Source organism: Bacillus sp. MYb78 (genome assembly GCF_002975115.1).
GTDB lineage: Bacteria > Bacillota > Bacilli > Bacillales > Bacillaceae_G > Bacillus_A > Bacillus_A cereus.
The window spans coordinates 67320-80163 of the sequence record NZ_PCOB01000007.1 but is presented as its reverse complement, the minus strand read 5'-3'; the positions used below and the strand labels follow the sequence as shown (position 1 = coordinate 80163).

The window sequence follows — 12844 nt, the reverse complement described above, 5'->3', positions numbered from 1 at the left end:
TACTATTATTCCTCAACATCTTCATGAACATGTATTTTGATTTCAATTAAAGAAAGGAATTTTCTATATGACTTATAAAATGATTGTTTTAGATTTAGATGATACTTTATTACGTGATGACCATACTATTTCACCTCGGACGAAAGAAGCGTTAATGACTGCACAAGAGCAAGGGGTAAAGGTTGTACTTGCTTCTGGACGTCCAACATTCGCAATGCGTACAATCGCAAAAGAACTACATTTAGAAGAGTATGGTAGCTTCATTCTTTCATTTAACGGTGCAAAAATTATTAACTGTAAAACAGATGAAGAATTATTCAGTAGTACGTTATCTCCTGAAATCGTTCACAGTCTATACGATATTAGTAAAGAAGAAAACGTCTGGATCCACACATACATTGGTGACGATATTATTACTGAAAAAAACAACTCTTATACAGAAATTGAAGGTCAAATTACAGGTATGCCAATTGTAGAAGTAAATAATCTGAAAGAAGCTGTACAACAACCAGTTGTAAAAGTATTAATGGTAGAAAATCCAGAACACTTACAAATAGTAGAATCAAAACTACAACAACAACTAGAAGGCCAATTAAGCGTGATGCGTTCGAAACCATTCTTCTTAGAATTTACTGAAGCCGGTGTTACAAAAGGAACGAGCTTAAACAAACTGATTCAAAAGCTTGGCATTAAGCGTGAAGAAGTTATCGCAATGGGCGATAGCTATAACGACCAAGCAATGATTGAATTTGCTGGTCTTGGTGTTGCAATGGGCAATGCACCTGATGATATTAAAGAAATTGCAAACTACGTAACAGATACAAATATGAATGATGGTGTCGCAAAAGTTGTAGAGAAATTCGTTTTAAAAACGGATGTACTTGTTTAATATTTTCATTCACAAAACCTATTTGAAGTCAAATACTTCAAATAGGTTTTTATTTAAATTCTCATGCTTTTGTGACTATATTTTGAACTTTGCACTATTCTCGTAGTGTAAACTTTCTTTTTGTATATAATGAAACAAAATAGACTATTTTATTTTGAAAAAGAATACAAATTTACTATATACAAGCATACGTTAAAGGAGGCTACTTTATGTTATCTACACCAATCGGACGATTAAGAGCAATTGGACTAGTTGAGGGTATTTCTTTCCTATTACTATTATTTGTAGCAATGCCATTGAAATATTTCGCAGGATTTGCAACAGCTGTTAAAATTACAGGCATGGCTCATGGTGTTCTGTTTATTCTATTCATCTTTGCAGTAATTCAAGTAACAATCGTACACCGTAAATCAATTTTATGGGCACTTGGAGCATTTGTTTCATCAGTTATCCCATTTGGTACTTTTGTACTAGATGCAAAATTAAAGAACGAACAACAATAATAAAAAGGTAGTTAACGACTGTTAACTACCTTTTCTATTTATAAATTTGGAATTTCCCAATCAATTTCTCTTTCTCCCATATTAGCTAAAATCGTATTTACTTTAGAGTATGGCTTACTACCAAAGAAACCACGTCTTGCCGATAATGGGCTTGGATGTACAGATTCGATAATATGATGATTCGGATTCGTAATTAACTTCTTCTTCGCCTGCGCATGGCGCCCCCACAATATGAAAACAACTGGCTTTGCACGTTCGTTCAACAGTTCAATCACACGATCTGTGAAGTGCTCCCATCCTTTTCCCTTATGAGAATTTGCTTCGCCTTGACGAACTGTTAATACGGTATTTAGTAGTAATACTCCTTGTTCCGCCCATTTTACTAAATAACCGTTATTCGGGATTTCATAACCATATTCATCTCGAAGTTCTTTATACATATTTAACAATGATGGTGGTGTTTTAACATCAGGTTGTACAGAAAAACTTAAACCATGCGCTTGATTCGGTCCATGATATGGATCTTGTCCTAAAATAACAACCTTTGTATTTTCATAACTTGTATACTGAAGAGCGTTAAAAATATCTTCTACTTTCGGATAAACAACATGCGTGCTGTACTCTTCTGTCAAAAAATTGGATAGAGTACGATAATACTCTTTCTCAAATTCTGGTGCCAATAATGGTCCCCAATCATTCTTTAAAACATTTTCCATACTGTCACTTCCTGTCTAATTAATTCAACATATCCTGTTTTGTAAATACTAAGAACGAAATAATAAGGGAAACAACTGCCCAAACAGTTAAATTCATCAAAGAAAATCCCATTGATAAGCCTTGTAATGCAGGTAATTTTCCTGATAAATAATCCGTTAATGATAAATTCACGCTAAAAATATATTTCGCACCTTCCCAAGATGTTGCGAATGAGCTTAAGATACCGCCTGCAATTAATGCAGCTAGCATAACGCCCATACCAGCTGGTGTATTACGAATTAAAACAGAGACCATAAATGATATAGTTCCGACAACGATAGCAACAAACCAGGCTAGTCCATACGCCATTAAGATGTATTGCCACTGCGGAATCAGATGCACAAAGTTCGTATTTAACGTTTCTTTATCAATGACGAATCCTGTTAAAACAGGTAAATTCCATCCCGAGTATCCAAATACAAGCCCTGATAATATGTAAGCAAACAAACCTACAAGAAACAGTATGAGCGAAATGAAAAATAACATCGTCACGTATTTACTAAGGAGTATTTTCCAGCGCCGAATCGGCCGCGTAAGTAACATCTTCATTGTCCCATCACTTCGTTCTCCTGAAACGATATCAATAGCGACAATCATTACGAGAAGCGGAATAAACAATGTAATTCCTTGTTCAATAAATGCTCTGACAAAAGTCGGTGCACCCGGTGCCATCGGGTTAATATCATGATCTAAATAATATTGTTGTTGCTCAACTCTTACCTTTAACCAATCACGCCATTCTTCTGGCAACCTAGAATTGTTCAACCGGTTCTGAGAATCAACAATTTGCTGTTGCAATGAAACCTTCCAATCAGTTGTACCGAGTCTTTTTTGTGTCGTTTCTATTTCACGATACTGCGCGTACACAAAAAGCGGGATCAAGATTGCTAAAATAAGCATGACAACAAAAATACGTTTCTTACGGTAAATTTTTTCTGATTCATTTAAAACTAGATTCGCAAATTCACGCATGCTGCTCACCCCTTGTGAGTTCAATAAATAAATCTTCTAGCGTAAATACAAGCTCCTTAACGCTATGTACATCTATTTCATTTTCTACAAATTTTTTATTCCAACTACTTATAGATGCAATATCCATGCGGCATAGTAATCGCTCGCCTTTTACACTCACTTCTCTTATTTCCTCGGCCGCTTCTAGCATATCTTTCGCCTTAGAAATTGGTGTAACAATCCATTCTACACGATCACTTGCTGTTTTAATTAATTCTTCAACCTTGGCAACTGTTATCATCTTTCCTTTATGAATAATAGCAACGCGATCGCATATCATTTGCACTTCACTTAGCAAGTGACTTGAAATAAACACGCTCATATTTTCTTCTTTCACAAGCTTATGTATAAATTCCCTAAGTTCTCTAATCCCTGCTGGATCTAAACCATTCGTTGGCTCATCTAATATAAGCAATTTAGGATTCCCAAGGAGCGCCTGTGCAATTCCAAGGCGTTGTTTCATACCAAGTGAGTACGTTTTTACCTTGTCATGAATTCTTTCATCTAAATGAACCATTTCAGCAATTTCAATAATACGTTCATCTGATATATCACCTAACATACGAGCAAATTGCTTTAAATTTTCCCATCCTGTTAAATATGTATACAACTCTGGGTTTTCAACGATACTCCCAATTTGACGCATCGCTTCTCTGAAATTTTCCTTAATCGAATAACCACCGATAGAAATCTTACCTTCTGTCGCCTTAATCAATCCGACTAACATTCGAATGGTAGTCGTCTTTCCAGCACCGTTTGGTCCTAGGAACCCGAACACTTCTCCTTGCTTTACATCAAAGGAAATATTCTCTACAAGAGTCTTGTTTCCAATTACCTTCTTCAAGTCTCGTACGGAAAGTATCGTCGTCATTTTACCCCTCCTTGTTCTAGTTTTAATTTACTTACAACATTTTGAACTAAACGTTCTGCCATATACGTATAACCTACTTCATTCGGATGAAAATGATCAGAGTATAATAAATCTTTCCCGCGGTTTTGGAATAAATCAAATGTCGGTGTAATATACACATTTTTATCGTTTAGTGCTAACTTCTCTAAAGATGCATTCCAGTCCACAACAATGTTTGAAGACCCTTTTAAATCTTCTACATCTTCAAAAGGATTGTATAAACCAAGCCAAAAAATCGGACTATTTGCATTTAATTTACGAATTTCTTCTATAATTTTCTTTGCTTCATTTTGAAACGTTTCTGTATCAGGACGATACGTCTCTAAATCTATTTTCCCGAGCGATTCCCAGCCTGGGAACAAATCATTCCCGCCAATCGTTAACACGATTACATCTGCTTGCTTAATTGAATATTGAGCGCCACTACTCTCAATTTGTTTTAATAAATCGGGCATTTTTGCACCACTAACTGCTAAATTTGTTAATGCAATTTTTTGCTTATAATCTTTTTGTAAATCCTCTTTCATTCGCCCAACATAGCCAATTCCTTCTTTATCACCAACGCCACGCGTTAATGAATCACCTAAACTAACGATTTGTAACGTTCCCGTTTTCTTTTTCTCTTTTGCCACTACATCGGTCTTTTTAATTAAATTTGAAGCTTTCGGATTTAATACATCATTTACACCTGAAACAAAGCCATATGCAAATAAACAGAAAGATGCAATTGTAATGAGTAGAATTACTTTTACTACTTTTGATCTCATATCAAAACCCCTTTTAGCCCTCATAGATTGTCCATAATTATACCAAACGAAATTTTGAAAAGCGATTTTCACACCTTCTCAATTATGTCGTTTCTCTATCTACTAACTCTGGTAATAACTCTACATGCTTCACATCTAATTTCTCTTCATTAATCTTTTCATATAATAATTCAAACGCTTTCACTCCAACGTTTTTACTAGAATGCGAAATCGTCGTTATACCCAATATATCTGCCACCTCTTGATCATCACACCCGATAATCGTAATATCCTCTGGAATACGAATTCCTTGTTTTTTTGCTTCTGTAACCATCCCCGCTGCAATATGGTTACAAGATACAAGGAACGCCGTCGGTTTTACTGACATATGAGCCCATTCTCTAATTACATTGCGTCCATCTTCCACTGTAAAACATCCCTCAAATTTCCAGGTCTCTAACGGTGTTACGATACTCTGTTGCAGCGAATCTTCGTATGCCTTCTTTCGTCTTTGGCTATTAACGCTATTACTTCTTCCAATACAATATCCAATACGTGTATGACCGGCATCTATTAAGCTTTTCATCCCACGTGAAAATACTTTGTAGTAATCGATATGGACACTTGAAATATACTTCGAATCTATTTCTTCACACATAACAATCGGGCCGAATTTCGTATATTCTTCAAGCTTCTCTTTACTATTTGTCCGAGAACAAATAATAACCCCATCAAGCTTTTTCATTTTTAACATATTTAAAATTTCTAGTTCTCTTTCTTCGCTATAATTTGTCTGGCAAAGCATCATATTATAATTATTCTTTGCTGTTTCTTTTGATATCCCCTCGATAATAGCACTATAATATTGATCATTTACGTGTGGCAATAAAACGCCAATTACATTCGTTTTTCCTTTCACTAAATGAATTGCATTCACGTTTTGCGTGTAATTTAATTTTTCTATAATTGCTAAAATTTCTTTTCGTTTCTGTTCATTTACGTACGGATGATTATTTAGTACACGTGAAACAGTTGAAACAGATACTCCAGCAAGTTCAGCAATCTTTCTTATATTTGTCATCTCATTTTCCCCTTCTCACAAAAAGTCTCCCTTGACCTGGTAAGCTTTCCACAATATATCCTTTCCTAGCAAATACATTTAGAAAGGATATACAACTATGCTTCGATTCAAATTAGAATATATATTTTTCATTGGCGGTTTACTCATTCTTGCCATCGGTATTAATATGATGACAACAATTACTTCCTTTGGACTTAGTCCTTATGATTCCTTCTTTATTGCACTATATCAAAATTTTGGGATAAGCATTGGTTTTTGGATTTTCATGATTAACTTTGCCTTTACACTTATCGTACTCTTTTGGAATAAAAAACAAATTACAATCGGTACAATTGTAACGATGGTTCTTATTTCTCTTTTTGTTGATTGGATTGGTTCCATTACAACTATTATGGACGCTATCCGCTCTCTTCCAAAATATATAACACTTATTTGCGGAAATCTATTCGTTGGAGCTGGAATTGGTCTTTACGTCTCTACAAACCTTTGCGCAGCGCCTCAAGAAGCTTTCGTTTTAACGGTTGCTGAAAAGAAAAAATGGACGTTTAGAAGAACAGAGATTTCATTAGCCTTTTTATTTTTAACGTTAAGCTTTTTATTAGATGGACCTATCTATTTTGGAACAATCATCTTATCCTTTACAACAGGCTGGATTATCCAAGCATTTATTCAAGTTGGTACGCAGATTTTAAATAGAAAAGAGCCTATTAAGCAAGCTGCTTAATAGGCTCTTTCTGTTTTATGGTAAGAGATACTACTTAGCATCCCCTTCAATTCGATAGTTCGCTTTCAAACAATCGATTTCTTCATACCCTTGCAACGTATGTAGAATATAATCATAATCAGCAAGAGACGCACGATGCGTTACAATTACAATTTCAGCCTTTCCTTTCTCTTCAAGCGGCATTTGAATAATCTTTTCAAAGCTAACGCCACGCTCAGAGAACAATGAAGTAATTTTTGCAAATACACCAATTTCGTCTTTTACATGAAGTCTTAAAAACTTTTTCACGACAATTTCGTCTGGCTCTTTTAATACTTTTTGATATTGTGGGACTACAGCACTATTTCCTGTTACCCCTAATCTAATATTTTGCATTACAGCAACTAAATCCGAAACAACAGCTGTCGCTGTCGGTAAACTTCCTGCGCCTGGTCCATAAAACATCGTTTCTCCAACTGCTTCACCGTACACATACACAGCGTTATATTCATTTTGTACTGCCGCAAGAGGATGTGTATTTGGAAGTAAAGTTGGTTCAACTGTAACCTCCAATTTTTCACCATCTCGTTTTGCAAGACCGATTAATTTAATTGTATAACCTAAGCTCTTACTGTATTCAATATCTTCCTCTGTAATAGAGGTAATCCCTTTTACTTTCACATCTCCAAGCTCTACATTTGTAGAGAAACCGAGAGTAGCTAAAATCGTCATTTTTCTTGCTGCATCTAAACCTTCTACGTCTGATGTTGGATCTGCTTCTGCAAATCCAAGTTGTTGGGCTTCTTTTAACACGTCGTTATATGCTCTCCCTTCGTCTGACATTTTCGTCAAAATAAAATTTGTCGTTCCATTTACAATTCCCATTACTTTCGTAATAAGATCTGAAGAAAGTCCTTCTACGATACTGCGTAAAATTGGAATTCCTCCTGCCACACTCGCCTCATAGAATAAATCAGCCTTATTATCTTTTGCTGTCGCTAATAATTCAGCTCCATGTAATGCCATTAAGTCTTTATTTGCAGTTACAACATGCTTTCCGCTTTTTAAAGCTTGTAAAATATATGATTTTGCATCATCAATGCCACCCATCACTTCGATGACAACATCAATATTTGGATTATCTAAAATTTCATTTGCATCTTGTGTTAATAGAGTAGAAGGTACCTCTACCTCTCTCTCTTTCTCAATGTTTTGCACTAATACTTTCGTTACCTTAACTGGACAACCTACTTGGTGTATGAGTCGTTCTTGATGATCCGTAATAATACGAACCACACCACTGCCAACTGTCCCAAGACCTAATAACCCAACTTGAATTTCTTTCATAGTACTGTCCACCCCTCAAAAATTGTGTTTAGATGAAATTATATGAGTAAAAAATCTGAAAAACAATGCATTTTGAACATTCGGAAAAATATAAGTTAATCTTTACAAGGAAAACGTTGCCACGTGTTACACAATCTTTCTTTACAATATATAAGGGGTTTCTTGATACACGTAATAATTCAACCAATTAGAAAACAATAAATTACCATGACTCCTCCACCTAACAAGCGGCTTTTCATCTGGATTATTATGTTTAAAATAGTTTTTTGGCACATCAATATTTAATCCCTTGTCACGATCTCGTTCGTATTCTTGTTTTAACGTCTCACAACTATATTCGCTATGTCCAAGGGCAAAAACTTGCCTTCCTTCTGGCCCAATAACAAGGTGAACACCTGCTTCTTCAGAGTTTGCTAACAATGTTAATTCTTTCACTTCTCTAATATCATTCTCTCGTACTTCTGTATGACGAGAATGCGGAGCAAAAAACAATTCATCAAATCCTTGTAACAATTTCACATGTTGCTCGCAAACCTCATGTTCAAATACACCGAACATTTTTTCCTTAAGGGGATACTTTGGAACACCATAATGATAGTACAAACCAGCCTGTGCCCCCCAGCAAATATGGAGCGTAGATGTTACATTCGTTTTTGAATACTCCATAATACGTTTAAGCTCTTCCCAATAATCTACTTCTTCAAAAGAAAGAGTTTCAACTGGTGCTCCTGTAATAATGAGCCCATCAAATTTTTCATTTTCAATATCACGAAACGTTTTATAAAAGCTCGTTAAATGGTCCTGCGCTACATTACGAGACAGATGTGATTCCATATGAAGTAAATGAACATCTAATTGCAACGGTGTGTTTCCAATTAAGCGAAGTAATTGTGCCTCTGTGTCTTGCTTCGTTGGCATTAAATTTAATATAGCAATTTTCAAAGCGCGTATATCTTGTGTTTCTGCTCGCTCCTTCGTCATTACAAAAATATTTTCTTTTTGCAACACTTTGCGAGCCGGTAAATCTTTATCAATTATGATCGGCATGTGTTTTGCCTCCAACTAGAGCTGCTTCCAAATCTGCAATAATATCAGAAACATCTTCTATACCAACCGATAAACGAATTAAATCAGATGTAACACCAGCTAAACGCTGATCTTCAGCATTTAATTGTCTATGCGTCGTACTAGCGGGATGTATAACGCAAGTTCGTGCATCAGCTACGTGTGTTACAAGAGTTGCTAGTTTTACATTTGCGATAAATTCTTTTGCTGCTTCTAATCCCCCTTTAATACCAAATGTTAAAACCCCACTAGCACCTTTTTTCAAATACTTTTGTGCTAACGAGTAATTTTCATTACTATCTAATCCCGGATAATTCACCCATTCAATACGTTCATGATTAGCAAGCCACTTAGCAACTGCCAGAGCATTTTCGCTATGACGCTCCATTCGTAAATGCAAAGTCTCTAAGCCAATATTGCTAATATATGCATTGAATGGGCTCATACAATTTCCATAATCTCTTAATAGTTGAACACGTGCTTTCACAATATATGCTGCTGCACCAAAGTTTTGAACGTAACTTACACCGTGATAACTTGGATCTGGTTCAACAAGCTCAGGATATTTTCCATTTGTCCAATCAAAGTTTCCACCGTCAATTACAATACCGCCTAAAGAGCTCGCATGCCCATCGATATATTTAGTCGTAGAATGAACAATAATATTTGCCCCATATTCAAACGCTTGGCATAAATAAGGAGTTGCTAATGTATTATCAACGATAAAAGGTACCTCTAATTCTTTAGCGGCAGCTGAAAATTCTTTGAAATTTAAAACATTCATCGCTGGATTTCCTAATGATTCTGCATAGATAAGTTTCGTCTTATCGTTAGCAAGTGCCGTAATTTCATCTGCCGTTAAATTTGGATTAAAGAACGTAACATCAATGCCAAGCTTACGTAAACTCACCCCAAATAAATTAAACGTTCCCCCGTAAACAGTTGAAGAGCAAAGTAAATGATCCCCACTACTACAAATATTTAAAACTGCGAGCATAATAGCTGCTTGCCCAGAAGCCGTTGCAACAGCTCCTACACCGCCTTCTAAATCTGATAACTTCTGCTCAAATGCGGCTAGAGTAGGGTTTCCAATACGCGTATAAATATATCCTTCTGCCTCTAAGTTAAATAGAGCTGCTAAATCATCCGAAGTATCGTATTTATACGTTGTGCTTTGATAAAGTGGTAAAACACGTGGTTCACCATTCTTTGGCGTATAGCCACCTTGCACACAAATCGTTCCTTTTCCCCATGATTCTCCCATCTCTCATTCTCCTTTCTTTTATACAAAATAAAAAACTGCCCCTTTCCTGAAAACAAGAAAGGAGCAGTTTGAAAACACGCTCTAAAGGCTCTTTCTTATCTCTCAGGATTACTACCTGCAGGATTTGGCACAATTCCGTTATACGGCTGTTGCCAAGGTTTCATCGGGCCTGTCCCTCCACCTTTTCTTGATAAGACTATGCAATTACCGTTGATTTTATAGCAATAATTTCCTAATGTCAAACAGTTTTTCTGAATGTTCTAAAATAAATGTTAACAGTTTCATATAAAGCAACAAAAGAAATATATTCTAGTCTATTTCAAAAAAGACCTTTAAAAAACTCAAATCAGTCTATAAAATTAAATAAGTAATTTAACCTATAAATTCAAATTCTCTAAAATTCAGCCTATATGTTGAATAGGCGGTCCTCTCAAAAAGATACTATATATATTCAATCCATTTTCCACTAGTATATTTCACTTTTTCCCTACTGAGATTTACATAACGGAGGTATAACATGACAAATAAAAAAGATATGCAGTACATACTTGCTCTATATGGCATTCTTCTAGGATCTATAGTAGGAGCTACAGTCTGGTTATTTTTAGTCACAATAAATATTGGAATCCACTTTATTTGGGGATACTTGCCTGAAGTTCTCTCTTATCCCTCTTATTACACCCTTTGCGTAACAATAATTGGCGGGGTCCTCGTTGGTCTATCACAAAAATATTTCGGTATATATCCACGCCTTATGCCTGAAGTGATGACTGAATATAAAAAAACTGGTCGAATCGAATATCGCTTTGTCCATCAGGCTACTTTAACAGCGATTATTGTTTTAATTTTCGGAGCTAGTCTTGGTCCAGAAGCCGCACTAGTTGGAATTATAGGCGGACTGTGCACATGGGTAGGGGATCGCTTTAAATTTGCCTTAAAGGGTATGAATGAGCTAACCGAGATTGGAATTGGTGCTACTTTAAGTGTCATTTTTAACGCACCATTATTCGGTTATTTAGCACCGAATGAAAATGAGGGGGAACAAATTGCTGCTTTTTCTAAAGGAAAAAAGGCAATTGTATACTTAGCTACTACTTTCGCAGGTTTTTCTGTTTATTTACTACTGAGTAAACTCGATAATCGTGGATCCTTTATTGTTGATTTCGGGGAAGGTGCACTTTCTTTCAATGAATGGATCGCATTTCTTCCACTTGCTAGTATCGGTGCTATAGTTGGTTTCTTTTATTTCAAGTTAGAATTCACATTAGAGAAGTTAATTCACCCTTTTAGGGAATACAAGCTGACACTCGGAATTATCGGTGGCATTTTATTAGGAATTGCAGGAACTTTTCTTCCGTACACATTATTTTCAGGGGAACATCAATTAAAAGAGTTAGTTGTTGAATGGAGCCATTTATCTTTTTGGATACTACTTCTTTCAGGGATTTTAAAGTTGTGTATTACTGCCGTTTGTTTGAACACAGGGTGGCGGGGTGGACATATATTCCCAATTATATTTTCCGGATCAAGTATTGGATACGCTATAGCATCTATTCTTCCTATAGATCCAGTAGCATCCGTTGCTATCGTAACGACAGCAATTTCGAGCTATGCGTTACGAAAGCCAATAGCTATTACATTGCTATTACTTATGTTTTTCCCGCTTAATTTACTATTGCCAATGCTTGGTGCAGCTGCTATTGGGAATGCCTTTCCACTCCCAAAACATAACGAAAATACAAATTAACAAAAATAGACAGTGGAGACGAAAGCTCCACTGTCTATTTTTTTATTACACATGCTGCTTTAATAACGCTTCTAACTCCTCAAAATTATGCACTTCATATGTCGGTATAATCCCACTATCATTTAACTTCCTTTCTGGATTAAACCAACAAGTATCAATTCCCGCTACATATCCACCTTTAATATCCGCGCTTAATGAATCCCCAATAATCAGCCCTTCTTCAGGTGCAAAGTTAGGAATCCGTTCAAAAACATAATCAAAATACTCTTTCATCGGCTTTTGAAAACCTGTATCTTCCGAAACAAAAACATCTTTAAACAATGAATGTAACCCTGCATTACGCAAACGTTTATCTTGCGTCTTAGAAACACCATTTGTCACTATATACAACTCATACTCCCCTTGAATTTGATTTATAAATTCAAACGCACCTTGCATGAGTTGATTTCCTTCTTCTAAGTAGTTACGGTAATTATTTTCGAATAATATTCCATCTACTTCTTCTCCATACTCTTTAAACAACAGAGAGAATCGTGTATTTACAACTTCATTGCGTGATAGTTCCCCTTTTTCAAAAGCATCCCAAAGACCTTTATTTATTTTTTTATAACGAGCCTCTATCTCGTCTGTTAAAGGGATTCCCTTCTCTTCAAAAAGCACCCGTAAAGCCACTTTTTCAGCCTTTTGGAAATCTAATAATGTATCATCTACATCAAATAGCAATGTTTTATATTTTTTCATAAACTCATCACACTCTCTTTTCTACAAAAACAAATTTACATAAATCGTATCATTCCTTCTTGTAAAGATAATAGGAGATAT

13 protein-coding genes and 1 riboswitch are annotated in these 12844 nt (G+C 35.7%); of the genes, 4 read left to right on the top strand and 9 right to left on the bottom strand.

What is annotated here, in order from left to right; all coding sequences use genetic code 11:
* Positions 1–67 precede the first annotated feature (67 nt).
* Together CQ064_RS15945 and CQ064_RS15940 are read left to right on the top strand one after the other, a co-directional pair.
* Positions 68–889: a Cof-type HAD-IIB family hydrolase gene (locus tag CQ064_RS15945; RefSeq protein WP_000221372.1), complete on the top strand. Its 822-nt coding sequence runs from the start codon at positions 68–70 to the stop codon at positions 887–889.
* A gap of 209 nt (positions 890–1098) precedes the next feature.
* Positions 1099–1392: a DUF3817 domain-containing protein gene (locus CQ064_RS15940; RefSeq protein ID WP_000953396.1), complete on the top strand. Its 294-nt coding sequence runs from the start codon at positions 1099–1101 to the stop codon at positions 1390–1392.
* Positions 1393–1430: 38 nt separating this feature from the next.
* Here the strand turns inward: CQ064_RS15940 and CQ064_RS15935 are convergent, their stop codons facing one another.
* From CQ064_RS15935 to CQ064_RS15915, 5 genes are read right to left on the bottom strand one after another with little or no spacing between them, the layout of a single operon-like run.
* Positions 1431–2108 (bottom strand): uracil-DNA glycosylase, encoded by a 678-nt coding sequence (locus tag CQ064_RS15935; protein WP_000432540.1) that lies wholly within the window; start codon positions 2106–2108, stop codon positions 1431–1433.
* A 19-nt stretch (positions 2109–2127) separates the two neighbouring features.
* The gene (locus CQ064_RS15930; protein ID WP_001206475.1) at positions 2128–3120 is read right to left on the bottom strand and encodes an ABC transporter permease subunit; all 993 of its coding nucleotides are present in this window, start codon (positions 3118–3120) and stop codon (positions 2128–2130) included.
* Entirely contained in the window at positions 3113–4030 is a 918-nt protein-coding gene (locus CQ064_RS15925) for an ABC transporter ATP-binding protein (RefSeq protein ID WP_000207730.1), read from the bottom strand. Before CQ064_RS15925 ends, CQ064_RS15930 begins: the two co-directional genes overlap by 8 nt.
* Positions 4027–4908 (bottom strand): SGNH/GDSL hydrolase family protein, encoded by an 882-nt coding sequence (locus CQ064_RS15920; protein ID WP_015055217.1) that lies wholly within the window; start codon positions 4906–4908, stop codon positions 4027–4029. The genes CQ064_RS15925 and CQ064_RS15920 overlap by 4 nt, the downstream gene beginning before the upstream one ends.
* Before the next feature lie 10 nt (positions 4909–4918).
* Entirely contained in the window at positions 4919–5896 is a 978-nt protein-coding gene (locus CQ064_RS15915) for a LacI family DNA-binding transcriptional regulator (protein ID WP_000181998.1), read from the bottom strand.
* A 97-nt stretch (positions 5897–5993) separates the two neighbouring features.
* On the opposite strand from CQ064_RS15915, the gene CQ064_RS15910 reads away from it, so the two are divergent.
* Positions 5994–6620: a YczE/YyaS/YitT family protein gene (locus CQ064_RS15910; protein ID WP_000943411.1), complete on the top strand. Its 627-nt coding sequence runs from the start codon at positions 5994–5996 to the stop codon at positions 6618–6620.
* A gap of 30 nt (positions 6621–6650) precedes the next feature.
* Here CQ064_RS15910 and CQ064_RS15905 read toward each other — a convergent pair whose 3' ends face one another.
* The 3 genes from CQ064_RS15905 to CQ064_RS15895 form a co-directional block, all read right to left on the bottom strand.
* Positions 6651–7946, bottom strand: a complete 1296-nt coding sequence (locus tag CQ064_RS15905; protein ID WP_000659109.1) for a homoserine dehydrogenase — start codon at positions 7944–7946, stop codon at positions 6651–6653.
* 141 nt (positions 7947–8087) lie between these two features.
* The gene (gene metA, locus CQ064_RS15900) at positions 8088–8993 is read right to left on the bottom strand and encodes a homoserine O-acetyltransferase MetA (protein WP_001121531.1); all 906 of its coding nucleotides are present in this window, start codon (positions 8991–8993) and stop codon (positions 8088–8090) included.
* The gene (locus CQ064_RS15895; protein ID WP_000504786.1) at positions 8977–10275 is read right to left on the bottom strand and encodes a bifunctional O-acetylhomoserine aminocarboxypropyltransferase/cysteine synthase; all 1299 of its coding nucleotides are present in this window, start codon (positions 10273–10275) and stop codon (positions 8977–8979) included. Before CQ064_RS15895 ends, metA begins: the two co-directional genes overlap by 17 nt.
* A 92-nt stretch (positions 10276–10367) precedes the next feature.
* Positions 10368–10472: riboswitch (SAM riboswitch) on the bottom strand.
* Between the two features lie 320 nt (positions 10473–10792).
* Between CQ064_RS15895 and CQ064_RS15890 the strand changes: the two genes are divergently transcribed.
* Positions 10793–12022, top strand: a complete 1230-nt coding sequence (locus CQ064_RS15890; protein WP_000182472.1) for a chloride channel protein — start codon at positions 10793–10795, stop codon at positions 12020–12022.
* Positions 12023–12067: 45 nt separating this feature from the next.
* Here the strand turns inward: CQ064_RS15890 and CQ064_RS15885 are convergent, their stop codons facing one another.
* Positions 12068–12763, bottom strand: a complete 696-nt coding sequence (locus CQ064_RS15885) for a YjjG family noncanonical pyrimidine nucleotidase (protein WP_000760188.1) — start codon at positions 12761–12763, stop codon at positions 12068–12070.
* Positions 12764–12844 lie beyond the last annotated feature (81 nt).